This is a genomic window from Kitasatospora sp. NPDC089509 (genome assembly GCF_044749365.1).
In the GTDB taxonomy this organism is placed as follows: Bacteria; Actinomycetota; Actinomycetes; order Streptomycetales; family Streptomycetaceae; genus Kitasatospora.
Map to the genome: position 1 here is coordinate 178961 of NZ_JBIVHS010000002.1, position 25358 is coordinate 204318.

Consider the following 25358-nt stretch of genomic DNA (forward strand, 5'->3'; position numbering starts at 1 on the left):
GACGATAGGCGGCGGGCTGACGCCCCGCCAGAGCGCCTGTCCCGTACCCGTAGGCTGAGCGGGTGACACCCCTCGATCCGACCGTGAAGTCCCTGATCACCGACCCGTACGGCGCCTACGACGCCCTGCGCGCCGAGGCGCCCGTCCACCGGGTCGTCGGCCCGGACGGGCTGCCCGTCTGGCTGGTCACCCGCTACCCGGACGTCCGCCAGGCGCTCGCCGACCCCCGGCTGGCCCTCGACCGGACGCACGCCGCTCCCGGCAACTACCGGGGCTTCGCGCTGCCGCCCGCGCTGGACGCCAACCTGCTCAACATGGACCCGCCGGACCACACCCGGATCCGCCGCCTGGTCGCCCGGGCCTTCACCCCGCGCCGGGTCGCCGCCCTGCGCGCACCGATCGAGCGGGTCGCCGAGCAACTCCTCGACGCCGTCGAACCCTCGGGCCGCGCCGACCTGCTGGCGAGCTACGCCGCCCCGCTGCCGATCACCGTCATCTGCGACCTGCTCGGCGTCCCCGAGGAGGACCGGCTGGACTTCCGGGCCTGGACCGACACCCTGATCACCCCGGACCCGGCCCGCCCCGAGCAGGCCCGCGACGCCGTCAAGGCGATGCTCGGCTTCTTCACCGGCCTGATCGCGCGCAAGCGCGCCGAACCGGCCGACGACCTGCTCTCCGACCTGATCGCCGCCCGGGACGAGGAGGGCGACCTCGGGTCCGAGGGCACCGGTGACCGGCTCAGCGAGGACGAACTCACCTCGCTGGCCTTCCTGATCCTCTTCGCCGGCTACGAGAACACCGTCCACCTGATCGCCAACGCCGTCCTCGCCCTGCTCACCCACCCCGAACAGCTCGCCGCCCTGCGCGCCGAACCGGAGCTGATCGAGGGCGCCGTCGAGGAGTTCGCCCGCTTCGACGGCCCGGCCCCGCTCGCCATCCGGCGCTTCCCGCGCGAGCCCGTCACCATCGGCGGCGTCACCGTCCCGGCCGGGGAGACGGTGCTGCTCGCGCTCGCCTCCGCCAACCGCGACCCCGACCAGTTCACCGACCCCGACCGGCTCGACCTGCGCCGCCGGGAGAACGGCCACCTCGCGCTCGGCCACGGCATCCACTACTGCCTGGGCGCCCCGCTGGCCCGGATGGAGACGGCGCTCGCGATCACCGCCCTGCTGCGCCGCTTCCCCGACCTGGCCCTGGACGTCCCGGTCGAGCGGCTGCGCCACCGGCCCACCATGCGGGCCCGTGGCCTGCTGGAACTCCCCGTCCGGTTCTGACCGAACAACACCGGACGGGAGGGAACCGGCGCGAGCTCTACAGCGTTGTCGTGGTCGAACAGCAAGTCGTAGTGAGGTGCAGCGTGATGCGGACGACGGTGGAGGAAACCCGATGAGCGTGGCCCTGACGAAGGGTGGCAACGTCTCCCTGAACCGGCAGGCGCCCGGTGTGCGGTCCGTCCGGGTGTGCCTCGGCTGGACGGTCGGCGCCGGGTACGACCTGGATGCCAGCGCGCTGCTCTGCGGCGCGTCCGGGAAGGTCCCCACGGACCAGCACTTCGTCTTCTTCAACAACCTGCAGAGCCCGGACGGCGCCGTCCGTCACCTCGGTGGTGAGGGCGCCGGCCAGGACCGGGAGCGGATCGAGATCCGGCTCGACGGGGTCTCGGCCGACGTGCAGAAGGTCGTCTTCGCGGTGGCGATCTACGACGCGGCGCAGCGTCGGCAGACCTTCGGGCAGGTGCGCGGCGCGTACGTCCGGCTCACCGACGCGGACAGCGGCGCCGAGGTGGCCCGCTACGACGTGGCACCGGAGGCCGGCAGCGAGACGGCCATGGTGTTCGGCGAGCTCTACCGGCACGGCGCGGACTGGAAGTTCCGCGCCGTCGGACAGGGCTACGCCTCGGGGCTCGCGGGCATCGCCGCCGACTTCGGCGTCGACGTCCTGCAGCCCGCGCCGGCCGCCGCCCCGGCGCCGACCGTCGCCCCGCCCGTCCCCGCCGTCCTTCCCGCTGTTCCTGCTGTTCCTGCTGTACCGAAGACCCAGCCAGCAACAGGGAGTTCACCCGTGACCTGCTTCTTCGACCCCACCCACGGCGTCGGTTCGGCCGTGGTGCTGTGGCAGCCCCAATGGGGCGTGCCCCGCCAGGTCGAGACCTGCGCCGCCTGCGCCCAGCGGGTGCAGACCACCGTCCCGCCGTTCTACACCCCGGCGCAGGCCGGCTACCCCCAGCAGGGCTATCCGCAGCAGGGCTACCCCCAGCAGGTCCCGCCGCAGGTGCCCGCCCAGCACCAGCAGGAGCAGGGCGGCCGCCGCTTCGGCACCGGGGCGATGATCGGCGCCGGCGCGGCCGGCCTGGTCGGCGGCATGCTGCTCAACGAGGCGCTGAGCGACGACGAGCCGCAGGTGGTCGTCAACAACTACTACGAGGACGACGACGACTCCTTCTTCTGAGTCGTCGATCCGGCGGGTTCAGCTGATGACCACGGCCATGTGCTTGTAGGTGGCGTAGCCGTCGGCGAACTCCTCCTCGGAGACCGTCGTGCGGCCCCGCGCGGGGTCGTTGAGCGACACCTTGCCGCCGCTGAACCCGGTGACCACGACGGTGTGTTCGGCGGGCCCCGCGTACAGCACGCTCCGCCCGTCGTACGCCGTGTAGGGGGTGTTGGGGAGGTGTCGCCACAGGTAGTCCACCCAGGCGATCGCCGGGTGGCCGGCCGCCAGCTCGTTCTTCAGCGTCTGGAGGGAGATTTCCTCGCGGTCGTGGAGCACGGTGAGGCCGAAGGTACGGGCGGCCTTGGCCACCGGCGGGTAGTAGACGCCGTAGCCGGTCCCGTCCACCTCCGAGCCGTCCGGGTCGCCGACGAAGGCCACGTAGGGGTCGCCGGACAGCGGGCCGGAGTGCCCGAACTCGTAGTGCACCCGGTCGACGCCGATCTCGTCCAGGATCAGCTGGTCGTCCGCCTTGGTGCCCCGGGCGGCGAGGATCATGCGCAGGGCGGCGGCCTCGCAGTCGTTGGCGAGCTGCTGGTGGTAGTACGGGACGCTGACGGCCGACGCCTCGGACGCTGACGCGGGCGGCGCGTAGCCGGGGCCGGCGGCCAGGGTCGCGGTGGTCAGGACGGCGATCAGTGATGTTCTCAAGGTCATCATCATGACCATGACGCTACGAAGGCCGGTTGCGCTCCGCAGCCGCTGAGCCCCGATCAGGTGACGGAGCGTACGCAATCAGGCCCTGACCCGTGGTCGGCGGCCGTCGCCGCCGTGTGTGCGCTCACCCCTCCGGCCGCCGATACGCCCCCGCCCGGGCGGCCGCCTCGGCAGCCGCGGCCGCGCGGTCGGCGGCGGGTTCGTCGAGCGGCTCGGCAGTGGTCAGCATCCGGTAGTAGAGCGGCGCCGAGACCGCCCGGATCACCTCGAACGGGTCGGTGTCCGGCGGGAGTTCGCCGCGCTCGACGGCCTCGGTGACGCACGGCGCCCACTCCTCGACCCGGCGCCGGTAGAAGAGCCGCAGCGCCTCGGCCGTCCCCGGGTCGCCGTTGGCCGCGACGATGACGGCGCGGAACAGCGCGCCCTGCCGGGGGTCGGCCAGGGTGCGCTGGACCAGGCGGGCGTTGGCCCGCAGGTCCTCGGCGAGTGAGCCGCTGCGGGAGCGCGGCAGCGACTGCTCGGCCATGTCGGCGAGCAGGTCCGCGACCAGGGCGCCGGTGCCGCCCCAGCGGCGGTAGACGGTGGTGCGGCCGACCTCGGCCCGCTGGGCGAGGTCGCCGAGGTCGAGGCCGCCGAAGCCGTGCTCGACCAGGGCGTCCTCGGCGGCCCGCAGCACGGCGGCGCGGACCCGGGCGGTGCGGCCGCCGGGGCGGACGGTGCCGGGCGGGGTGGGCTCGTCGACCATTAACGGGATTCCTGTTCCATTAGCTGGGTGGAGTCTGTTAGCTTCGGTGCCATCCTAACGGAACAGGAGTCCCATTAGGGGCTCCGAGGGGAGCACTCTCATGTCCACGACCACGGAATCCACCGGCATGGAATACCGCCGGCTCGGCGCCTCCGGCCTCAAGGTCCCTGCCCTCAGCCTCGGCACCGGCACCTTCGGCGGCCGGGGCCCGCTCTTCGGCGCCTGGGGCACCACCGACGTTCAGGAGGCCCGCCGCCTCCTCGACATCGCCATCGACGCCGGCGTCACCCTCTTCGACACCGCCGACGTCTACTCCGACGGCGCCTCCGAGGAGGTCCTCGGCCAGGCCGTCCGCGGCCGCCGCGACCAGGTGCTGATCTCCACCAAGGCCGGACTGCCCGTCGGCGACGGCCCCCAGCAGGCCGGCACCTCCCGCGCCCGGCTGATCCGCTCCGTCGACGACGCGCTGCGCCGCCTCGACACCGACTACCTCGACCTCTTCCAGCTGCACGCCTACGACGCCGCCACCCCGATCGAGGAGGTGCTGGCCACCCTGGAGGACCTCGTCCGCGCGGGCAAGATCCGCTACACCGGCGTCTCCAACTTCTCCGGCTGGCAGCTGATGAAGTCCCTCGCCCTCGCCGACCGCCACGGTCGCCCCCGCTACGCCGCCCACCAGGTCTACTACTCCCTGGTCGGCCGCGACTACGAGTGGGAACTGATGCCCCTCGCGGCGGAGGAGGGCGTCGGCGCCCTGGTCTGGAGCCCCCTCGGCTGGGGCCGCCTCACCGGCCGGATCCGCCGCGGCCGGCCCCTCCCGGCAGGCAGTCGCCTGCACGACACGGCCGACTATGGTCCGCCCGTCGAGGACGACCAGCTCTACCGCGTGGTCGACGCCCTCGACGAGGTCGCCGCCGAAACCGGCCGCACGGTACCCCAGATCGCCATCAACTGGCTGCTGCGCCGCCCGACCGTCTCCTCCGTCATCATCGGCGCCCGCAACGAGGAGCAACTCCGCCAGAACCTCGGCGCGGTGGGCTGGACCCTGACCCCCGACCAGATCGCCCGCCTGGACGCGGCGAGCGCGCGGACGGCGCCGTACCCGTACTTCCCCTACCGCCGCCAGGAGGCCTTCGCCCGGCTCAACCCGCCACTGGCCGGCTGACCCGGGAGGGCGCCTACGTTCGGGCGGCGGGTACGACGTTGCGGAGGTGGTAGCCGTCGCCGAAGCGGACCAGGTTGTGGAGTTCGGCCGAGGGGTTGAAGGCCAGGCCGTGGCGGGACCGGCGGGACGGGCGGCGCCGGTGACGGCGGCACCATGCCGCCGCCGCGGCAGCACCGGCTGATCCGAGCCCGCGAGGCGAACGGCCCCTGCGTCCCGACTGTTCGGGGCGCGGGGGCCTTCCCGTGCCAGCGGTACCGAAGTGGTTGCTGAGACGGCAAAAGACTGCAGCGTCTTCCGTTCCCCGCCGTCGCCTGCCAGCATCGGCGCACCGTTCCCGCCCGAGGAGCCCGTCGAGTCGTCGGGTCATCGGGTCGTCAAGTCGTCAGGCCGTCACGTCGTCGAGGAGTCACCGATGCACCGCCCGCCGTCCGGCCCGATCGACCTGCTGCTGCGCGGCGGCACCCTGGTGGACGGCACCGGAGCCGTCGCCCGGCGGGCCGACGTGGCGGTGGTCGGCCGGCGGGTGACCGTCCTGCCGCCGGGTGCCACGGCGGACGCGGCCGAGGTGCTGGACGTCACCGGGCGGGTCGTCACCCCGGGCTTCATCGACGTCCACACCCACTCCGACGCCCTGGCCGCCGCAACCGCCCTCGACGGCGAGGAGCACGGCGCCGGGGACCGTGCCGGGGACGGCGCCGTCGAGGAACTGCGGCTGGCCCCGCTGCTCCAGGGCGTCACCACCGAGATCGGCGGCAACTGCGGCAGCAGCCTGTTCCCCGGGCTGCCCGGCCGGCTGCCCGGGCTGGCCGAGCACCTGCGGCTCACCTTCGGCCTCGGTCCGGTGCGTCCGGCCGCGGACTTCGACGCCTTCGCCGCCGGTCAGCGGCCCGAGCTGCGGCGCAACCACCTCGCCTCGCTGGTCGGGCACGGCACCCTGCGGGCCGGGGTGATGGGCTTCGAGGACCGGCCGCCCCGGCACGGGGAACTGGCGGCGATGTGCGAGCTGCTGGACCGTTCGCTCGCCCAGGGCGCGGCCGGGTTCTCCACCGGTCTGATCTATCCGCCCGGCGGTTACGCCGACACCGAGGAGCTCGTCGCGCTGGCGAGGGTCGCCGCGCGGCACCGCAAGCCGTACGTGACCCACCTGCGGGACGAGATGTCCCAGGTGGAGAAGGCGTTGGAGGAGGCGCTGGAGATCGCGGCACGCTCCGGCGCCGCGCTGCAGGTCTCCCACCACAAGACGGCCGGGCGGCACGCCTGGGGCGCCACCCTGCGCACCCTGCCGCGGCTGGAACGGGCCCGGGCCGAGGGCGTGGACGTGCTGTGCGACGTCTACCCGTACACCGCGGGCAGCACCGTGCTGCACGCGATGCTGCCGCCGTGGGTGAGCGAGGGCGGGCCCGCCGCCCTGCTGGCGAGGCTGGACGAGGCCGAGGTCCGCGAGCGGATCAGGGCGGACATCGCCAACGGCCTGGAGGGCTGGGAGAACACCGTGGGCAACGGCGGCTGGGACCTGATCTCGGTCGCCGCCGCCCCGGCGCGGCGGTCCGCCGAAGGCCGTCGGATCGCCGACCTGGCGGCCGAGCGCGGCACCGACCCGGTGGACTACGTCTGCGAGTTGCTGCGGGAGGGGCGCGGCGAGGTGACCATCATCAGCCACTCGATGCGCGAGGACGACGTACGCCGGGTGCTGGCCAGCCCGCTGTCGATGATCGGCTCGGACGGGGTGCCCAAGCCCGGTCGCCCGCACCCGCGCTGGGCGGGCAGCTTCGCCCGGGTGCTCGGCCGGTACGGGCGCGGGCAGGGGCTGCTGTCGCTGGAGCTCGCGGTGCACAAGATGACCGGGCTGCCGGCCGGGCGGTTCCGGCTGGCCGGGCGCGGGGTGGTGCGCGACGGTGCGGTGGCGGACCTGGTGGTGCTGGACCCGGCGACCGTACTGGACCGGGCGACCTTCGACCGGCCGCTGCTGCCGCCGGAGGGGGTGGAGACGGTGGTGGTGGCCGGCCGCGTGGCGGTCCGCGAGGGGCGGCCGACAGCGGTACGGGCGGGCGAGGTGCTGCGGGTGCGGTGATTCCCGGGCCGGTCCCGCGGCCGCCGGGTCAGGTCGCCCAGCGCTGCTCCAGCGCGGAGCCGATGTCCCGTGCGGCGGCGGAGAGTTCGGCGAGGAAGGCGCGCAGCACCGGGTTGCGGTTGGTGGCCCGGGTGGCCACCCCGACGCGGCGGTGCAGCTGCGGGTGCTCCAGTCGGCAGACCTGGACGCCGGTGCAGTCCGCCAGGCCGAGCGCCGGGATCAGCGCGACGCCCATTCCGGCCCGGGCCAGGTTGACGGTGACCTGGTAGTGGTCGCTGCGGCAGCGCACCCGGGGGCGGAACCCCTCGGCGGCGCAGGCCCGTTCGAGCACCGGTTCGCCGCTGCCGCCGCCGTGGGTGCCGATCCAGTTCTCGTCCGCCAGCTCGGCCAGCCGGACCACCGGGCGTCGGCCGAGCCGGTGCCGTGGCGGCAGCACGATCAGCTGCGGCTCCTCGAAGAACATCCGCACCTCCACCGCCGCCCGGCGGCACCACGGGTCCAGCGGGTGCTCGAAGACCACCGCCGCGTCCAGCCGGCCGGCCTCCAGATCGGGCATCGCCTCGTGCGGCTGGCCCATCACCAGTTCCAGTTCCACCTGCGGATGCCCGGCCGCGAACGCGGACAGTGCCCGGGGCAGCAGTTCCAGCCCGGCCGAGACGAAGAAGCCGATCCGGAGCAGTCCGGCGGCCGCCGCCGAGTGCTCCCGCAGGTCGTCCTCGGCGACGGCCATCAGGTCGGTGATCGCCTGGGCGTGCTCGGCCAGCCGGTGGCCGGCCGGCGTCAGCCGCAGCGACTGCGGCCCCCGCTCCACCAGTGCCACGCCCAACTCCTGCTCCAGTCTGGCGAGTTGGTGTGACACGGCGGAGGGGCTCAGGTGCAGCGCCTGCGCCGCGGCCACGATGGTGCCGCGGCGGGCGATCTCCAGCAGGACGAGCAGTCGGGCACTGTTCAGCATCGACCCAGGGTAGGCTTCCGGGCTTCTCCAGGCTCTTCCGGGCTTCTTCCGGTCCGCTTCACGGCGGCGCGGGCGCCGCTCCGGTCCGCTCCGGTCCGCTTCCGGTCTTCCGGTCAGGCGCCCTGGTGCGCGCCCACCAGCTCCGGAGCCGACCGCGCCGGTCCCTCCCCGGCCACGTCCAGGCGCAGCAGGTCGTACTCGGTCTCCCGGCGCACCACCAGCCGGGCCCGGCCGTCGCGGACGAAGACCACCGCGGGCTTCGGCAGCTTGTTGTAGTTGGACGCCATCGCGTAGCCGTAGGCGCCGGTGACCGGGGTGGCCAGCAGGTCCCCGACCCGCAGGTCCTCGGGGAGGGCGGCGTCGTCGATGATCACGTCGCCGCTCTCGCAGTGCTTGCCGACCAGCCGGGCGCGCAGCGGGCGGGACGCCTCCGGGCAGCGCGGCAGGAAGGCCTCGTAGCGGGCGTCGTACAGCGCGGGGCGGAGGTTGTCGCTCATCCCGCCGTCCACGCTGACGTAGGTGCGCACGTCCGGGATCCGCTTGACGGTGCCGACCCGGTAGAGGGTCAGTCCGGCCCGGGCGACGATCGAGCGGCCCGGCTCGACGCCGACCTCGCCCGACCAGCCCGCGCCGCGCACCGCGGCGTGCACCCGCTCGGCCCAGACCTCGAAGGAGGGGGCGCTCTGCCCGCTCACGTACGCCACGCCCAGGCCGCCGCCGACGGTCAGCCGCTCGACCCCGCTTGCCACCGCGAAGCGGGCCACCGCGGCGGCCCCGTCGGCGAGTTCGGCCGGGTCGAGCACCTGGGAGCCGACGTGGGCGTGCACGCCCTCCAGTCGGACGGCCGACGAGCCCTCGGCCCGGCGCACGGCGGCCTCGGCGGCGCCGTCGGCCAGGCCGAAGCCGAACTTGGAGTCGTGGCCGCCGGTCCGGATCGCCTCGTGGGCGCCGGCCGCGACGCCGGGGGCGACCCGCAGCCGGATCCGGGCCGGGGGCAGGCCCTCGACGTGGTGCAGTCGCTCGATCCGCTCCAACTCGTCGAAGCTGTCGACCACGATGTGGTGCAGTCCGGCGGTCATCGCGGTGCGCAGCTCGGCCTCGTCCTTGTTGTTGCCGTGCAGCACGATGCGGTCCGGCTCCACCCCGGCGTACAGCGCGGTGCGCAGTTCGCCGCCGGAGGCGACGTCCAGCAGCAGGCCCTCCTCGGCGGCGAGCCGGGCCATGGCCGTGCAGAGGAAGGCCTTGGAGGCGTACGCGACGTTGCCCGGGCCGAAGGCGGCGACCGCCTCCCGGCAGCGGCGGCGCAGGTGCTCCTCGTCGTAGACGAAGAGCGGGGTGCCGTGCTGGCGGGCGAGCTGCTCCAGCAGGACGCCCCCGACCGCCAGGCCCTCGGGCCGGATCTCGGCGGTGAACGGCAGCAGACCCGGTTCGACGGGCGGCACAGCGGACACGGCTTTCCTCTTTCGTCCCAGCAGGCGGATGCGCTGCTCATCCTGCGTCCTGGGGGAGGGGGCGAGAAAGCGCATTCTTCCGGGCCTGAGCGGTACCTCTGTCGATGCTCCGGGATCGCCCGTACCGCCTCTGACCTGGTTCGCAGCCGATGAATCCATCGTTGGATCCATTCATAGATCCATCCTTGCATCTATGTTCGCATCCATGGTGCTACGGTGACTCCATGCCCGACACCCAGCCCCCCGCCCGGATCCCGGCCGCGGACCGCGCCTACGAGCTCACCAAGGACCTCATCCTCGGCGGCGGCCTGCCCGGCGGCACGCTGATCAGCGAGGGCGAGATCGCCGAACGCACCGCGCTCAGCCGCACCCCGGTCCGGGAGGCGTTCCTGCGGCTCCAGGCCGAGGGCCTGCTGCAGCTCTTCCCCAAGCGCGGCGCCGTGGTGGTGCCGGTCGGCCCCGGGGAGGCCGAGGACGTGCTGGAACTGCGCGAGGCGCTGGAGAGCACCGCGGCCCGCCGGATCGGCCGCCGCGGCGACGCCGAACTCGCCGAGCTGGTGCGCGGGTTGACCGGGCTGATCGACCTCCAGCGCGAGCCCGCCCGACGGGCCGACGTCGGCGCCTTCGCCGAGGCCGACGAGGCCTTCCACCGGGGCATCGTCACCGCGGCCGGCAACGCGCTCGCCGAACGGTTCTACGAGACGCTGCGCGACCGCCAGCGCCGGATGACCGTCCAGCTGCTGCGGCCGCGACCCGAACGGCTGGCCGGGCTGGTCGACGAGCACACGGCCCTGGTCGAGCGGATCGCGGCCCGGGACCCGGAGGGCTTCGCCGAGGCGCTGCGCGCCCACCTGGACGCCCACCGCTGACGTCCCCTTCCTCGCACCGCCCCGACGGACCGCCGGGACCACCGATTCCGACAAGGAGCAGCACCACCATGAGCACCACCCGGTCGTCCGCCGGTCCCGTCCTGTCCGTCACCCCCGCCCGGCCCTCCGGCCGCCGCCGCTCCTGGCCGGTGGTGGCCCTCGCCCTGGTCTGCTGCGGCTGGGGCGGCAACCAGTTCACCCCGCTGCTGCTGATGTACCGCCACCTCGGCGGCTACTCCGAGGTCACCGTCGACGCCTTCCTGGGCGCGTACGTCCTCGGGCTGGTCCCCGGACTGCTGGTCGGCGGCGCGGCCTCGGACCGCTACGGCCGGCGCCCGCTGATGACCGGCGCGGTGGTGGCCTCGCTCGCCGCCAGCGCGGTGCTGTGCGGCGGTACGGCCGGTGAACTCCCCATCTACGCCGGGCGGTTCCTCTCCGGCATAGCCGTCGGCATCGCGATGGCGGTCGGTACCAGCTGGGTCAAGGAGCTCTCCCAGGCCCCGCACGACCCGGCCGCCGACCCCGGTGCGGGCGCCCGCCGTGCCTCGCTCGCCCTGACCCTCGGCTTCGGCCTCGGCGCGGGCGTGGCCGGGGTGCTCGCCCAGTGGGGCCCGTGGCCGATGGTCACCCCCTACCTCGCCCATCTGCTGGTCACCGTGCCCGTGCTGTTCCTGCTGCCGAGGGCGGTGGAGACCCGGCGCCGCACCGACGCGGTGCGGAGCCTGTGGGCGGACCTCAAGGTCCCGGCGGCCGGGCACCGCCGCTTCCTGCGGGTGGTGCTGCCGATGGCCCCCTGGGTGTTCGGTTCGGCGGGCGTCGCGTACGCCGTCACCCCGCAGCTGGTCGGCGACCGGCTCGGCCACTGGTCACTGGCCTACGCGACCCTGCTGACCGTCCTCACCCTGGGCACCGGCGCGCTGGTCCAGCCGCTCGCGAAGCGCCTGGACTCGCTCTCCTCCGCCCGCGGCATCATCGCCGCGATGGTCCTGATGGCCTGCGGCCTGGCCGTCTGCGCCGCCGACGCCGCCGTCCGCTCACCCCTGCTCGGGCTCGGCGGCGCCGTCCTGCTCGGCGCGGCCTACGGCATCGGCGTGGTCTCCGGCCTGCTGGAGATCCAGCGCCTGGTCGGCCCCGACGACCTGGCCGGCCTCACGGGCGTCTACTACGCCCTCTGCTACTCCGGCTTCCTGCTGCCCGCGCTGCTCGCCGCCCTCTCCTCCCTGGCCTCCTACACCGTGATGCTCTCGGCCCTCACCGCCCTGGCCCTCATCAGCCTCGCCGTGATCACTCTCTCCTCCCGCCAGCGGGCGTCGGCGGCAGATCCGGTCACGGTGCAGAGCCAGGACGGCTAGAACGTGTCGAAAGCGGTCATCCGGCAGGGTGGCCGGACGACGTGGGGCAGAATCGCGGGACGGGAAGGAGAGGCGTTGTGAGCACGGCATCCCAGAGCCCCGATGACTACGGCACCGTCAGCGACCCGGAGCGGGCACTCAAGTACGCGATCCGGCACGTCGCGGGCGACCGCGCCGAGATCATCGAGGGAGTCATCACCCCCATGTCGCCGTCCTGGGCACACGAAGCCGCGGCCGAGATCGTCCGCCGCCAGCTCGGCCCCCGCCTGGACCAGCTCGGCCTGGTGTCCGGCTCCGGCAACCTCGACCTGCCCGGCAGCGAGAACTGGTACATCCCGGACCTGGCCGTCGTGCCCGCCGACCTCGCCGCGAAGACCGAGGGTGCCCTGCTCCCCGATCAGACCCTCCTGATCGTCGAGGTCAGCTCCCCTTCCAACGCGGAGACCGATCGGGTCGTCAAGCGCCGGCGGTACGGCCAGTACGGCGCCCCGCTCTACCTGCTCATCGACCGGCAGAACCGTACCTGCACGCTGTACAGCGAGCCGACCCGCCTCGGCTACGCCGAGGAGAGCGGTCCGCACCCGTTCGGCGCGCCGGTCCACCTGCCGGCACCCTTCGACCTCGCCCTCGATACCACGCGCCTGTAGCTGCCCGCGCGACCGGTTCCGCCCCGCCCGCGCTTCGGGCGGGGCGGAACCGTTTTCGGTCCTGCCGGCGGGGGAGCGCCTGGTCGCGGTGGTCGGACGGGACATAGCAGCAGGCGGTCAAGGGAATTGATCGGTACAGGCACAAAAAGGTAACTCCCGAGAATACTCTCAGTAAATTTCCAGCTAAGTCGAATACCATCCCCTGCAACGCGACGAGCCCCGTCCGCCGCAGCTGAGCGGTGGGGGAGGAAACCGGCGCTATCGGATGTCCAGGTAAAAAACTCGGTCTTATGCCCAATGTGGCGATAAGGCCACCAGCCCCCCCCTTGGAGTTTTCCGTGTCCGACCGCCCGGTCCGTCTCGCCGCCGCGATGCGCCCGCTCGCCGCCCTGGCGCGTCGGCACTGGCCCTCCGCGGGCGAGGGCGCCGGACGGGCTCCGGCGTCGGACCCGGCGTCGGATCCGGTGCAGGCTCCGGCGCAGGGCGGGGCGGAAGCCGGGGCGGAGGAACCGCCGCCGGTGGCCGAGCGGCTGGCGCTGGCGCGGTCCGCCCGGGAGGCGGAGCTCGCCGCCACCGTCACCGGGTTGACCCGCTGCGGCGGTCTGCTGGCCGAGCCGCACCGCGCGCTGCTGCCCGGGCAGCGTCGGGACAGCAACCTCGCCGAGGTGGCCGAGGCGCTCGGCGCGGCCGGGATCGACCACGGCCTGGTGCCCGACCGGCTGCCGCGGCACCGGCTGGCGACAGCCCCCGGCGACCGGCCGGCGGTGCTGGCCGCGTTGTCCGCCGCGTTCGCCGGACAGGCCGTGTACGCCGACCTGCTGGAGCACGGCAGGACGCTCGGCACCGTCCTGGCCGAGCAACTGCCCACCGCCGTAGAGCTGTTGGAGGCGGCGCCCGCGCAACTCCCGGCCGCCGAGAAGCCGGAGCAGGAGCAGGAGCAGGAGCCGGCGCCGGTCGAGACCGGTCCGGTCTGGCCCCCGGACCGGGTCAAGGGCGTGCGGATCTACCGACCCGCCGCGATCGGCGACCTGCTGTACGGCCCCGACACGGGGTGCGACGTCGAGTTCTGGGACGCGGCCGACTCCTCGCCGGGCGCGGTCGCCTCGATCGACGAGACCCCGTTGGGCTGGTGGGTGCCCTCGCTGGCGGCGACCGGCACCACGACCGTCGCCGGGCGGTCCTACCCGGTGGTCGACGTCTTCGCCGCCGACCTGCCGGACCGGGTCACCTTCCCGGTCGACGCCGTGATCACCTGGGTCGACGACACCGACCCCGCCTGGCAGCAGCGCCGGGCCGCCGCCCGGGAGCGGCTCACCGGCACGACGGAGACGGACGGCAGCACGGCCGACGGCCTGGAGGGCGACGCCGACCTGCGCTTCCGCAACCGTGACGAACTGCGGTACTGCCTGCGCTCGTTGGCCGCCCACGCGCCCTGGATCCGGCACGTCCACCTGGTCACCGACGACCAGGTGCCGCAGTGGCTCGCCACCGACCACCCCGGGCTGACCGTCGTCCCGCACCGCGAGCTGTTCGCCGGCACCGGTGTCGGCCCGGTGTTCAACTCCCATGCCATCGAGAGCCGGCTGCACCTGATCCCCGGCCTCGCCGAGCACTTCCTCTACCTGAACGACGACTTCTTCCTCGGCCGCCCGCTCACCCCCGAGGACTTCTTCCTCGGCAACGGCCTGCCGCGCTACTTCCCCGACAGCCGGATCATCCCGCCCGGCCTGCCGGGCCCCGAGGACGACGTCTACGTCGCCGCGATGAAGAACACCCGTGCCACCCTGGCCGACGCCGTCGGCAAGACCTACCCCCGGACCCTCAAGCACGCCCCGCACTCGCTGCGCCGCAGCATCCTGGCGGAGAGCGCGGAACGCTTCGCGGCGGAGCTGCACGGGACGGTCCGGTCGACCTTCCGGTCTGCCGGCGACCTCGCGCCGGTCACCCTGGCCGTCCACTACGCCCACGCCACCGCCCGCTGCGTGGAGGGGCACGTCCAGGACGGCTACTTCGCCACCGACAGCGCCGAGGACCTGGTCCGGCTGGCGGAACTGCGGGACGAGCGCTGGGCCGACTGCTTCTGCCTCGCGGACGGCGAGCTCCTCCCCGGTCCGGCGCAGGAATCGGCCGTCACCGAGTTCCTGCGCTCCTACTTCCCGGTCCCGTCCCCGTTCGAGGCGAAGGCCTGAGCGGGGCCGGCCCGGTGACCGGCTCGTCCTCCGCGCGGGCTCAGACCTCCGCGCGGGCTCAGACCTCGGCGCCGGCCTTCGAACGGGCCTTCGCCGGAAGGCCGTTGGCGAGGTCCTCGGCCAGCAGGCGCCAGGCGATGGCGTCGGCTGCGGTGCGCAGCTGGGGGCTGCGGGGGCGGCCGGCGTCCGCGTCCAGGCGGGCGTTGAGCCAGTCGGACCAGGCGCGGCCGAGGGCGCGGACCTCGTGGCGCCCGGTCTCGGTGGGGGCGAGGCCGTCGCCGTCGCGGGTGAGGTAGCCCTCGGCGGCCATCCGGTCGAAGACCGGTTCCAGCACCTCGGGCGGCAGCTTCTTGCGGGTGGCGATGAGGTCGAGGGAGGCGTGGCCGACGGCCTCGGTGTGCCGGGCCACCTCCATCAGGGCCCAGGCGCCGGCCAGGTCGACCCGGGTGTCGGCGTTGCCGACGATGGTCCGTACGGTGTCGAGGTCCACGCCGCGCACGATCTTGCAGACGGCGTACTCCAGGTGGGGGTCGGAGTCGCTGGTGGTGGGCTGGGCGAAGCCCTCGCCCATGTCGGTGGAGCCGGCCCGGGTGGTGTCGCGCAGCGGCACCTGCTTGAGGAACAGCGCGACCAGGAAGCCGACCACGGCCACCGGGATGGTCCACAGGTACACGGTGTGCAGGGCGTCCGAGTAGGACTGGATGATCGGCGCGGCCTGGTCGGCGGGCAGCCGGTGCAGGCCCTGCGGGCTCTCGGCGGCGTGCACCAGCACCGCCGGGTCGGCGCCGGTGAGCCGGGCCGAGGCGGCCACGCCCTTGGCGAGTTCGGTCTTCAGGCCGTTGGCGTAGATGGTGCCGAAGACGGCGGTGCCGAAGGAACTGCCGATGGTGCGGAAGAAGGTCACCCCGGAGGTGGCGGTGCCGAGGTCGGCGTAGTCGACGGTGTTCTGCACGGCGATGGTCAGCACCTGCATGCTCAGCCCGATGCCGACGCCGAGCACGAACATGTAGAGCGAGGCCAGTGCGGTGCCGGTGCCCGGTTCGAGCCGGGAGAGCAGATAGAGGCCGAGGGCCATCACCAGGGTGCCGGCGATCGGGAACACCCGGTAGGTGCCGGTCTTGCTGACCACGTTGCCGCTGGCGATGGAGGCGATCAGCAGGCCGATCACCATCGGCAGCATCCGCACGCCGGACACGGTGGCCGAGTCGCCGTCCACGTACTGCAGGAAGGTCGGCAGGAAGGTCAGCGCGCCGAGCATCGCGAAGCCGACGATGAAGCTGAGCACCGAGCAGACCGCGAACACCGGGTTGCGGAACAGCCGCATCGGCAGCATCGGTTCGACCGCCCGGGTCTCCACCCAGCAGAACAGCCCGAGCGCCAGCGCGCCGCCGACGAACAGCGCGATGATCACCCCGGAGCCCCAGGCGTACTGGTTGCCGCCCCAACTGGTCGCCAGGATCAGGGCGCTGGCGCCGACCGAGACCAGGGCGATGCCCAGGTAGTCGATCACCGGCCGTACTGCCGAGCGCACCGCGGGGATGGTCCGGGCCGCCGCGAGCACCACCACGACGGCGATCGGGACGTTCACGTAGAACGCCCAGCGCCAGGACAGGTGGTCGGTGAACAGCCCGCCCAGCAGCGGTCCGATGACGGTGGCCAGGCCGAACACCGCGCCGATCGCGCCCTGGTACTTGCCGCGTTCGCGCAGCGGGATGACGTCCGCGATCAGCGCCATGGCCGTCACCATCAGCCCGCCCGCGCCGATGCCCTGCACCGCCCGCCAGGCGATCAGCAGGGTCATGTTGGTGGACAGGCCGCACAGGAACGAGCCGCCGACGAAGACGATCGCCGAGAGCTGGAAGATCATCTTGCGCCCGTACAGGTCGCCGAACTTGCCGGCCAGCACGGTGGCCACCGTTTCGGCCAGCAGATAGGCGGTCACCACCCAGGACATGTGGGCGGCGCCGCCGAGGTCCGAGACGATGGTGGGCAGCGCGGTGCCGACGATGGTCTGGTCGAGGGCGGCCAGCAGCATGCCGAGCACGATGGTGGCGAAGACGACGTTCCGCTGCCGTACGTCGAGCACCGGCGGGGCGGAGGGCTGGGTCTCGGGGGCGACAGTCATGCCGCCAGCCTCGGGGGCGGGCGGGCCGGTCGCGATCCGGTTCGTCCGTTCGAGTGAGCCGGGCGGGCGGTGGGGCCCGGGTGGCGGCCCGTTGCGGGGCGGGCGAGGATGAGCCGCAGCAGAGCCAGGACCAGTCCCCGGACACCGGGAAGAGGCTCCCATGACCTCCCCAGCCGCCCACGACCGCGACGCGGCGCACCCGCACGTACCGCCGCCCGAGACCCCTGCCGTGCCCACCACCCCCGCCGCGCCCGGTCCCCCTGCCGTGCCCGGTACCCCCGCCGCGGGCGGCGCCTCCGCCGCGTCCGGCGGGCGGGCCGAGGCGCGCCGCTGGCGGGCGCTGGCGGTCTGTCTGGTCGCCGGGTTCATGACCCTGCTGGACGTCAGCATCGTGAACGTCGCCCTGCCGACCGTCCGGGCCGGACTGCACATGTCGGACAGCGGCCTGCAGTGGGTGCTCAGCGGTTACGCGCTCGCCTTCGGCCTGGTGCTGGTGCCCTCCGGGCGGCTCGGCGACGCCCGCAGCCGACGGGCCGTGTTCCTCACCGGGCTCGCCCTGTTCACCGCGGCCAGCGCGCTGGCCGGGGCGGCGCAGAACCAGGAGTGGCTGGTGCTGGCCCGGTTGTTCCAGGGCGCCGCGGGCGGGGTGCTGGTGCCGCAGGTGTCCGGCTTCATCCAGATCCTGTTCCAGGGCGCCGAACGCGGCCGGGCGTTCGGCGCGCTCGGCGCGACCATCGGACTGTCCACCGCCGTCGGGCCGCTGCTGGGCGGCCTGTTGATCCACCTGTTCGGCCCGCAGGACGGCTGGCGCTGGGTGTTCCTGGTCAACCTGCCGATCGGCGTGGCCGCCCTGCCGGTCGCCTACCGGCTGCTCCCGCCGCCCCGCCCGGCCGCCGAGCGGGCCGGGCACCGGGACTTCGACCCGGTCGGGGTGGTGCTGCTCGGTGCGGGGACGGTCGCCCTGCTGCTGCCCTTCGTCCAGGAGCAGCAGTGGCACGGCGCGGCCCGCTGGCTGCTGCTGCCGCTGGCGGCGGTGCTGCTGGCCGCCTTCGTGGCCTGGGAGCGGTACTACGCGCGGCGGCGCGAACCGCTGGTCAGCATGGCGCTGTTCGCGGTGCGCCCGTACGCGGCGGGGGTGCTGCTGTCGCTGGTGTACTTCGCCGGGTTCACCGCGATCTTCTTCATCTTCACGCTCTACCTCCAGGCCGGCCAGCACTACTCGGCGTTGACGGCCGGCCTGGCGATCACCCCGTTCGCGGTCGGCTCCGGCGTGGCGGCCGCGGTGGGCGGACGGCTGGTCAGCCGGTTCGGACGGCGGCTGGTGGTGCTCGGGCTGCTGCTGGTGCTGCTGGGCCTGCTGGCCTCGGCGCTGGCGGTGCAGCTGTGGTCGGGGCCCTCGGTGGGCTGGACCACGCTCGGCCCGCTGCTGGTCGCCGGGGTGGGCAGCGGGCTGGTGATCGCCCCGAACCAGACGCTCACCCTCCAGCACGTCCCGATCGCCCGGGCGGGCAGTGCCGGCGGCGTCCTGCAGACCGCCCAGCGGGTCGGCTCGGCGGTCGGCATCGCGGTGGTCGGCTCGGTCTTCTTCGCCCGGGCGACCGGCCCCCACCCCGACTGGGCGCTCGCCTTCCAACTGGGCGTCACGGTGGCGGCGGGGCTGGTGCTGGTGGCCCTGCTGGTGGCACTCGCGGACGAGTGGGCGGGCCGGCGGCAGCGGACCGCCCGAGTCCGCTGACCGTACGGCGGGTTCAGTGGTCGCGGCGCTGGATCACCACCGTCGCCAGGACCACCGAGGCGAGCGCCCACGCCGCGTAAGTGGTCCAGGAGCCGGCGACCGTGGCCGGGTACTCGGTGGGCCGCATCCCCGCCAGGCTGGTGCGGGCCAGGCGCTGCCAGGCCGCGAAGGGCAGGGCGTGCAGCAGGTCGGCGCTCCAGCGGTAGCGCTCGGTGACGAGGGACGGCAGGAAGAACAGCACCACCACGGTGCCCACCACCGCCCCCGCGCTGTGCCGCAGCAGCGTGCCGAGGCAGAGCCCGACCAGTCCGCAGACCGGGGCGAACAGGGCCGCGGCCGCGACGTACCGCAGCGCCGTCGGGTCGGTGATGGACTGCCCGATGCCCCGGTCGGCCAGCACCGCCTGGGTGAGGCCGAAGGACAGGCCCGCGGTGAGCACGCCGAAGCCGAGCAGCACGGCCGTCAGCACGCCCGCCTTGGCCAGCAGGACGGCCCGGCGGTCGGGCACGGCGGCCAGCGTGGTGCGGATCAGCCCGGTCGCGTACTCGCCGGCGATGACGATCGAGCCGAGGCCGCCCGCGAGCAGCATCACGATGTCGGCGGAGCCGATGACGAAGGAGACGTTCAGGGCCTCCTGCTTCATCACCGCCGGATCGCCGTCGCCGGGCGTGTAGTGGTCGTGGGTGTACTGGGCGGACTTGAGGTTGAAAGCGAGGATGAGCAGCCCGCCGACGGCGAGCACCCAGGGGATCGAGCGCAGTGACCAGAACTTCAGCCACTCGGCGGCGAGCAGGTCACCGAAGCGGGCACGGCGTACAGGGGTCCGGGTGTTCATCGGGGCTCTCCGGCGAGGTACTCGACGCTGTCGGCGGTCAGTTGCATGAAGGCCTCCTCCAGGGAGGCGCCGCGCTCGGTCAGGCCGTACAGCAACAGGCGGTGCTCCAGGGCGAGTTCGCCGATCCGGCCGGGGTCGAGGCCGGTCACGTCCAGGCTCCCGTCCGGCCCCGGGCGGACGGTGGCGCCGGCGGCGCGCAGCACGGCGGTCAGCCGCTCGGGGTCGGCTGCGCGGACGGCGACGGCAGCGCGGCCGGCCCGGGCGGCGAACTCGCCGAGGCTCTCGTCGGCGATCAGCCGGCCGCGGCCGATCACGATGAGCCGGTCGGCGGTGTGCTCCATCTCGGCCATCATGTGGCTGGAGACGAAGACCGTCCGGCCCTCCGCCGCGAGCCGGCGGAACAGCCCGCGGACCCAGAGCACGCCCTCCGGGTCGAGCCCGTTCAGCGGTTCGTCGAAGAGCAGCACGGGCGGGTCGCCGAGCAGGGCGCCGGCGATGCCGAGGCGCTGCTTCATGCCCAGCGAGTAGCCGCCGATCCGCCGCCCGGCGGCCTTGCCGAGGCCGACCTCGGCGAGCACCTCGTCCACCCGGCGGCGCGGGATGGCGTTGGAGAGGGCCAGCGCCCGCAGGTGGGCCGCGCCGGTGCGGCCGCCGTGCACGTCGCCGGCGTCCAGCAGGGCGCCGACCTCGCGCAGGCCGCGCGGCAGACCACGGAAGTCCCGTCCGTCCACGGTGGCGGCGCCGGAGGTGGGGGCGTTCAGGCCCAGCACCATCCGCAGGGTGGTGGACTTGCCGGCGCCGTTGGGGCCGAGGAAGCCGGTGACGTGGCCGGGGCGGACGGTGAAGTCGAGGTGGTCGACCACCGTCCGGCGGCCGTAGCGCTTGGTCAGTTCGTTGACTTCGATCATGGCCACCACGGTGCCGGAGCGGCCCGGCACGCCGCATCGGACCGCCGTCGACACCGCAGGTCGGCCCGGGTCGTACAACCTGGGGTGGATGCCCGGGCCCGGGGCCGTCACTACGATCTCGATCATGCCCGCGACACCGAGAGCCCCGCTGTTCCGGCGCGTCCCGCCCGAGGCCTGGGTTGCCCTCGCCTGGTGCGTCGCCGTCGCCTACCCCGCCGTACTGCTCGGCGGCACCGCCCGGCTGCACCAGGGCGCCGCCCTGCACGGCGGCCTGGCCTTCACCCTGGGCGACACCGCGATCGCCTTCGTCGGGGCGGCGCTGGTGCGACGGCTGCCGGTGCTCTCGGTCGCCCTGCTGCTGTTCGCCACCTGGATGGAGACGGACGGCTTCTCGGCGAAGAACCAGGTCCCGCCATGTGCGCTGCTGGCGGTGTACGTCGCCCTGTTCCTGATCACCGCCCGCTCCCCGCGCCGCAGTTCGCGCGCCGCCTTCGGGCTGGCGGCGCTCTTCCTGGTGCTGCACATCGGCCTGGTGCGCGGCAACACCGTCGGCATCTTCACCGGCACCCACATCGGCGAGGCCGACGGCGCCGCGCTGCTCGCCCTGGTGGCCTGGCTGGCCGGGCGCTCGGTGCGGCAGAACCGGGAGCACGCCGAGACGCTGAGCAGCCGGGCCGCCGTCGAGGCGGTGACCGCCGAACGGCTGCGGATCGCCCGGGAGATGCACGACACCGTCGCCCACAGCATCGGCATCGTCGCCCTCCAGGCCGGCGCGGCCCGCCGGGTGATCGACCGCCGGCCCGAGCGGGCCAAGCAGGCGCTGGGCGAGATCGAAACCGCCGGACGGGAGACCCTGGCCGCGCTGCGCCGGATGCTGGTCGCGCTGCGCCAGGCCGACGGCGAGGTGTCGGACACCGTCCCGGCGGGTCTGGCCGACCTCGACCGGCTGGCCGAGGCCACCACCGCGGCGGGCGTGCGGGTCGAGGTGCGGCGCACGGGCGAACCGGGCCCGCTGCCACCGGAGATCGACCTCTCGGCCTTCCGGATCGTCCAGGAGTCGGTCACCAACGTGGTGCGGCACGCGCAGGCCCGCGACTGCCTGGTGACCGTCGGCCGTACGGCGGGGGAGCTCTCCGTCGAGGTCACCGACCGGGGCCGGGGCCACGGCAGCACGCCCGGCACCGGCTTCGGCCTGGCCGGGCTGCGCGAGCGGGTCGCCCTGTTGCACGGCGAGTTCGAGGCCGGGCCGCGCCCGGACGGCGGCTTCCGGGTCGCCGCCCGGCTGCCGATCCCGGAGAGCGTCACCCCGGTCGCCCGCAAGGCGGTGACGGCATGATCCGGGTGGTGCTGGCCGACGACCAGCCGCTGGTGCGGGCCGCCCTGGAGATGGTGATCGCCGAGACGACGGACGTCGAGGTGGTCGGCGAGGCGGGCGACGGCGCCGAGGCCGTCCGGCTGGCCGCCGAACTGCGGCCGGACGTCGTGGTGATGGACATCCGGATGCCAGGCACCGACGGCATCGAGGCGACCCGGCGGGTCACCGCGGCCGGCGGACCGACCCGAGTGGTGGTGCTCACCACCTTCGACGAGGACGAGCACGTGTACGCGGCGCTGCGCGCCGGGGCGTCCGGCTTCCTGGTCAAGGACATGGCGCTGGACGACATCCTGGCCGCGGTCCGGGTGGTCGCCGCGGGGGAGGCGCTGATCGCGCCGAGCGTCACCCGCCGGCTGATCGGCGCGTTCGCGGCGCAGCGGCCCAGGGGTGAGGCGCCGCCGGCCGGCCGGCTCGACGTGATCACCGACCGGGAGCGGGAGATCCTCACCCTGGTCGGCCGGGGCCTGTCCAACCCCGAGATCGCCGCCGAACTGGTGCTCAGCATCGCCACCGTGAAGACCTACATGACCCGACTGCTCGCCAAGCTGGACGCCCGCGACCGGGTCCAACTGGTCATCCTGGCCTACGAGACGGGCCTGGTCGCCGTCCCCGGCTGAGCCGGCCCCCGCCGGTCAGTGCTTGACCGCCACGCCCGCGTACATCGCGATGTCCTGGTCGCGGATCACCGGGGCGTCGGCGTCCGGCCGCCAGTGGTGGACCAGGGCGACGCCCGGGTCGAGCAGTTCGTAGCCGTCGAAGAAGGCCTCGGTCTCGGCCTTGTCGCGGATCTGCAGCGGGATGCCGCGGGCGTTGTACTCCCGACCGACGCCGCCCACCCCGACCGGGTCGGTGTCACCGGTGAACACGGTGAGGGCGAGGAAGCTGCCCGGCGCCAGCGCGTCCATGAAGCGGCGCACGATGCCCTGCGGGTCGTCCTCGTCCAGCACGAAGTGCACGATGGCGATCAGTGACAGCGCCACCGGCCGGGTGAGGTCGAGCACCTCGCGCAGCCGGGGGTCGCCGATGATGGACTCCGGGTCGCGGAAGTCGGCGTCCACGTAGCAGGTGCGGCCGACCGCCGTGCCGGACATCAGGGCGCGGGCGTGGGTCAGCACGATCGGGTCGTTGTCCACGTACGCGACCCGGGCCTCGGGGGCGATCGCCTGGGCGATCTCGTGCACATTGGGCGAGGTGGGGATGCCGGTGCCGATGTCCAGGAACTGCCGGACCCCGTACTCCCGGGTGAGGTGGCGCACCGCCCGCTGCATGAAGTCGCGGGTGGTGCGCATGGAGACCGGCAGGGCCGGCCAGGCCCGCACCGAGGCGTGCGCGGCGGTGCGGTCCGCCTCGAAGTTGGTCTTGCCGCCGATGAGGTAGTCGTAGACCCGCGCGGAGTGCGGTACGTCCATCCGCAGGTCGACCGACGGGTGGTCCTGGTTCGTCATCGCGCGTTCCCCGTTGCTGTCGGCATCCGTCGCCGGCCGTCAGGGCGGTCGGCCTCGGTGCGCATGGTAACGGTTTACCGGTACGACGAACTGACGAAAGCTCAGATTTGTGGCGCCTCTGCCCCCCGTACCCCGATCGCCCCGGACTGCCGGGGGACCGCACCCCGCCCGCGCCGCCCGGCCGCCGGCTCCACCGCCGCACCGATCCAGGCCGCGCCGAAGGCCCAGGTGGCGACCCACTCGCACAGGTACATCGGCCGGACCGGCCAGTCCGCCCCGAAGCCGGAGAGCCCGCTGACCGCCGCCGCCAGCAGCGCGACCACGATCAGCACCCCCGCCGCCAGGTAGGCCGTGGAGACCCGGGCGGGCTGCGCCGAGCGCGGATCGCGGAAGGAGAACAGGCAGAACAGTGCCAGCATCAGGAACAGCAGCGCGGCGAAGACCAGGTGGAACACTCCGATGGTGCGCTGCAGCCCGGTCGGATCCGACGGCGCCGTCGGACACATCGCGACCCCGAGCGCGAACGCCCCGGCCGCCGTGCTCCACCGGTCGTCCCGCCGGTCGAAGCGGTAGCAGACCAGGAACACCCCGAGCGCGCACAGGGCGCCCACCAGGATGTTCCGGGTGCTGCCGTAGTACGCGGCGCTCATCGAGGCGGGCCAGAACCCGTCCGTGGAGCGGCCGGTGAGCTCCGCCGCCAGCCAGTTTCCCAGCGGCAGGGCCGGTGGCAGCAGCACGCCGATCGCCCCGACGCCGAGGCGCAGCAGGGTGATGGTCCGTTCGTCCTGAACGGTCTGAGTGCTCTGATTGCTCTGAGTGCTCTGATCGGTTCGAGTGCTCTGATCGGTTCGAGCGGTCTGTGGTGAGTCGATGGTCCCCCGGTCACTCCGGTCGTCGGTCACGGACGCCTCCTCGCAGGTCGGCGCGCTGGTCGGTCGCCAACTGGTGTACCCGCAGGGGGAGATCGACCACCACCGGATCAGGTGGTTTTCCATGGTGCCGGGTTGACGCTACAGCGCGGCCTCGGCGCCGGGTTCGAGGACGAACTCGGCGTCGTCGGCGTCGTAGTCGTAGAGCTCGCCGTAGCGGCCCCAGTCGATGGCGGTCTCCAGCTGGCGGCGGGCGTCCTCGGAGTCGAAGCCCGCGCGCAGCAGGTCGAGGAAGAGGTCCTCGCGCAGCTTGTGGTTCTCGGTGGCGGCCAGTGCCTGGACGATGGCGCGCACCAGCGGCGCCCGGTGGGCGGCGTTGCGGGCGAACAGCTGCTTGCTGGTGAGGATGTCGGCGTCCGCGAACTCGCGGCCGGCCGCGGTGATGGCGAAGCGGCCCTCGGTGGTGCGGGCGAGGTCGAGCAGGACGGCGGCGTCGACCAGCGGGAGGAGGTCGTCGACCTCGAAGTTCAGCTCGTCGGCGATCTCGGCCAGGCCCTCCTCGCCGCCCATGGCGAGCAGGATCTCCAGCAGGCCGGCCAGTCCGCCGACGGTGGCGGGCGGCAGCGGGGTGGTGATCGGGGTGGCGGCCGGCCGGGCGGCGTGGTGCTCGGCGGCGGCGTGCTCCTCGCGGCCGGTGAGGATGCCGTAGACGGTGTCGACCAGGGCCTCGAACTGCGGGGTGCGGCGGTCGCGCGGGCGGGGCAGGTCGACGGTCAGCTCGGAGCGGATCCGGCCGGGGTTGGAGGAGAGCACCAGGATGCGGTCGGCCAGCAGCACCGCCTCCTCGATGTTGTGGGTGACGATCAGGATCGACTTGACCGGGGCCTCGTGCCCCTCCCAGAGGCCGACCAGTTCGTTGCGCAGGTTCTCGGCGGTCAGCACGTCGAGGGCGGAGAACGGCTCGTCCATGAACAGCGCGTCCGGTTCCACCACCAACGCCCGGGCGAAGCCGACCCGTTGCCGCATGCCGCCGGACAGCTCCTTGGGGTAGGCGCCCTCGAAGCCGTCCAGGCCGATCAGGTCGATCGCCCGGAGGGCCCGGTCACGCCGCTCCTCCTCGTCCACCCCGCGCGCCTGGAGGCTGAGTTCGACGTTCTGCTGGACGGTCAGCCAGGGCAGCAGGGCGAAGGACTGGAACACCATCGCGACCCCCGGGTTGGCCGCCCGCAGCGGGGTGCCGCGGTAGGTGACCGTGCCGGAGGAGGGCGAGATCAGCCCGGCCAGGCAGCGCAGCAGGGTGGACTTGCCGGAGCCGGACTTGCCGAGCAGGGCGACGATCTCGCCCTCGGCCAGGTCCAGGCTGATGTCGTCGAGCACCGGCAGCGCCCGGCCGTCCGGGGTGGTGAAGGTCTTGGTGACGTCGGCGGCCTCGACGATCGTGGTGCGGGTGGCGGCGGCGGTCATGGTGCTCCTCGGAG

At 73.8% G+C, this 25358-nt stretch carries 21 protein-coding genes; 11 read left to right on the plus strand and 10 right to left on the minus strand.

The genetic code is table 11. From position 1 onward, the window contains the following. Nucleotides 1–62 precede the first annotated feature (62 nt). Nucleotides 63–1274, plus strand: a complete 1212-nt coding sequence (locus ACIP4P_RS04380; RefSeq protein ID WP_400914652.1) for a cytochrome P450 — start codon at nt 63–65, stop codon at nt 1272–1274. 112 nt (nt 1275–1386) lie between these two features. Further along, nucleotides 1387–2448, plus strand: a complete 1062-nt coding sequence (locus ACIP4P_RS04385; RefSeq protein ID WP_400914653.1) for a TerD family protein — start codon at nt 1387–1389, stop codon at nt 2446–2448. Nucleotides 2449–2466: 18 nt separating this feature from the next. Here the strand turns inward: ACIP4P_RS04385 and ACIP4P_RS04390 are convergent, their stop codons facing one another. Both ACIP4P_RS04390 and ACIP4P_RS04395 read right to left on the minus strand, forming a co-directional pair. Beyond that, the gene (locus ACIP4P_RS04390) at nt 2467–3138 is read right to left on the minus strand and encodes a C39 family peptidase (protein ID WP_400914654.1); all 672 of its coding nucleotides are present in this window, start codon (nt 3136–3138) and stop codon (nt 2467–2469) included. 130 nt (nt 3139–3268) lie between these two features. After that, nucleotides 3269–3889 (minus strand): TetR/AcrR family transcriptional regulator, encoded by a 621-nt coding sequence (locus ACIP4P_RS04395; protein WP_400914656.1) that lies wholly within the window; start codon nt 3887–3889, stop codon nt 3269–3271. Between the two features lie 127 nt (nt 3890–4016). Between ACIP4P_RS04395 and ACIP4P_RS04400 the strand changes: the two genes are divergently transcribed. Beyond that, the gene (locus ACIP4P_RS04400; RefSeq protein ID WP_400915342.1) at nt 4017–5054 is read left to right on the plus strand and encodes an aldo/keto reductase; all 1038 of its coding nucleotides are present in this window, start codon (nt 4017–4019) and stop codon (nt 5052–5054) included. 412 nt (nt 5055–5466) lie between these two features. Then, nucleotides 5467–7125, plus strand: a complete 1659-nt coding sequence (locus tag ACIP4P_RS04405; RefSeq protein WP_400914657.1) for an amidohydrolase family protein — start codon at nt 5467–5469, stop codon at nt 7123–7125. A 28-nt stretch (nt 7126–7153) separates the two neighbouring features. On the opposite strand, the gene ACIP4P_RS04410 is transcribed toward ACIP4P_RS04405, so the two are convergent. Together ACIP4P_RS04410 and lysA are read right to left on the minus strand one after the other, a co-directional pair. Then, nucleotides 7154–8080: a LysR family transcriptional regulator gene (locus tag ACIP4P_RS04410; RefSeq protein ID WP_400914659.1), complete on the minus strand. Its 927-nt coding sequence runs from the start codon at nt 8078–8080 to the stop codon at nt 7154–7156. A 113-nt stretch (nt 8081–8193) separates the two neighbouring features. Further along, nucleotides 8194–9531, minus strand: a complete 1338-nt coding sequence (gene lysA / locus ACIP4P_RS04415) for a diaminopimelate decarboxylase (protein ID WP_400914661.1) — start codon at nt 9529–9531, stop codon at nt 8194–8196. 224 nt (nt 9532–9755) lie between these two features. Here lysA and ACIP4P_RS04420 point away from each other — a divergent pair, with 224 nt between their 5' ends. The 4 genes from ACIP4P_RS04420 (at nt 9756) to ACIP4P_RS04435 (ending at nt 14588) form a co-directional block, all read left to right on the plus strand. Next, complete coding sequence (locus ACIP4P_RS04420) at nt 9756–10400, plus strand: GntR family transcriptional regulator (RefSeq protein WP_400914662.1); 645 nt, start codon at nt 9756–9758, stop codon at nt 10398–10400. Nucleotides 10401–10468: 68 nt separating this feature from the next. Next, a complete protein-coding gene (locus ACIP4P_RS04425; RefSeq protein ID WP_400914664.1) occupies nt 10469–11752 on the plus strand; it encodes an MFS transporter in 1284 nt (427 codons plus the stop codon). Nucleotides 11753–11829: 77 nt separating this feature from the next. Beyond that, nucleotides 11830–12399 carry a Uma2 family endonuclease gene (locus tag ACIP4P_RS04430; RefSeq protein ID WP_400914666.1) on the plus strand — a complete coding sequence of 190 codons (570 nt, stop codon included), beginning with the start codon at nt 11830–11832 and terminating at the stop codon, nt 12397–12399. A gap of 338 nt (nt 12400–12737) precedes the next feature. Beyond that, nucleotides 12738–14588, plus strand: a complete 1851-nt coding sequence (locus ACIP4P_RS04435; RefSeq protein ID WP_400914668.1) for a Stealth CR1 domain-containing protein — start codon at nt 12738–12740, stop codon at nt 14586–14588. 58 nt (nt 14589–14646) lie between these two features. Here ACIP4P_RS04435 and ACIP4P_RS04440 read toward each other — a convergent pair whose 3' ends face one another. After that, nucleotides 14647–16713, minus strand: a complete 2067-nt coding sequence (locus ACIP4P_RS04440) for an MDR family MFS transporter (protein ID WP_400914669.1) — start codon at nt 16711–16713, stop codon at nt 14647–14649. Nucleotides 16714–16942: 229 nt separating this feature from the next. Between ACIP4P_RS04440 and ACIP4P_RS04445 the strand changes: the two genes are divergently transcribed. After that, nucleotides 16943–18448, plus strand: a complete 1506-nt coding sequence (locus ACIP4P_RS04445; RefSeq protein WP_400915344.1) for an MFS transporter — start codon at nt 16943–16945, stop codon at nt 18446–18448. A 13-nt stretch (nt 18449–18461) separates the two neighbouring features. On the opposite strand, the gene ACIP4P_RS04450 is transcribed toward ACIP4P_RS04445, so the two are convergent. Together ACIP4P_RS04450 and ACIP4P_RS04455 are read right to left on the minus strand one after the other, a co-directional pair. Next, nucleotides 18462–19283, minus strand: coding sequence for an ABC transporter permease subunit (locus tag ACIP4P_RS04450; RefSeq protein ID WP_400914670.1), 822 nt, complete (start codon nt 19281–19283; stop codon nt 18462–18464). Further along, nucleotides 19280–20191 carry an ATP-binding cassette domain-containing protein gene (locus ACIP4P_RS04455; protein WP_400914672.1) on the minus strand — a complete coding sequence of 304 codons (912 nt, stop codon included), beginning with the start codon at nt 20189–20191 and terminating at the stop codon, nt 19280–19282. The genes ACIP4P_RS04450 and ACIP4P_RS04455 overlap by 4 nt, the downstream gene beginning before the upstream one ends. 124 nt (nt 20192–20315) lie before the next feature. Here ACIP4P_RS04455 and ACIP4P_RS04460 point away from each other — a divergent pair, with 124 nt between their 5' ends. Next, entirely contained in the window at nt 20316–21527 is a 1212-nt protein-coding gene (locus ACIP4P_RS04460; RefSeq protein WP_400914674.1) for a sensor histidine kinase, read from the plus strand. Continuing rightward, the gene (locus tag ACIP4P_RS04465; RefSeq protein ID WP_400914675.1) at nt 21524–22183 is read left to right on the plus strand and encodes a response regulator; all 660 of its coding nucleotides are present in this window, start codon (nt 21524–21526) and stop codon (nt 22181–22183) included. The genes ACIP4P_RS04460 and ACIP4P_RS04465 overlap by 4 nt, the downstream gene beginning before the upstream one ends. A 15-nt stretch (nt 22184–22198) precedes the next feature. Here the strand turns inward: ACIP4P_RS04465 and ACIP4P_RS04470 are convergent, their stop codons facing one another. From ACIP4P_RS04470 to ACIP4P_RS04480, 3 genes are all read right to left on the minus strand, one after another. Beyond that, nucleotides 22199–23011, minus strand: coding sequence for an SAM-dependent methyltransferase (locus ACIP4P_RS04470; protein WP_350517066.1), 813 nt, complete (start codon nt 23009–23011; stop codon nt 22199–22201). Nucleotides 23012–23112: 101 nt separating this feature from the next. Continuing rightward, nucleotides 23113–23913, minus strand: coding sequence for a hypothetical protein (locus tag ACIP4P_RS04475; RefSeq protein WP_400914677.1), 801 nt, complete (start codon nt 23911–23913; stop codon nt 23113–23115). Between the two features lie 108 nt (nt 23914–24021). Beyond that, nucleotides 24022–25344, minus strand: coding sequence for a nitrate/sulfonate/bicarbonate ABC transporter ATP-binding protein (locus ACIP4P_RS04480; protein WP_400914680.1), 1323 nt, complete (start codon nt 25342–25344; stop codon nt 24022–24024). Nucleotides 25345–25358: the final 14 nt, after the last annotated feature.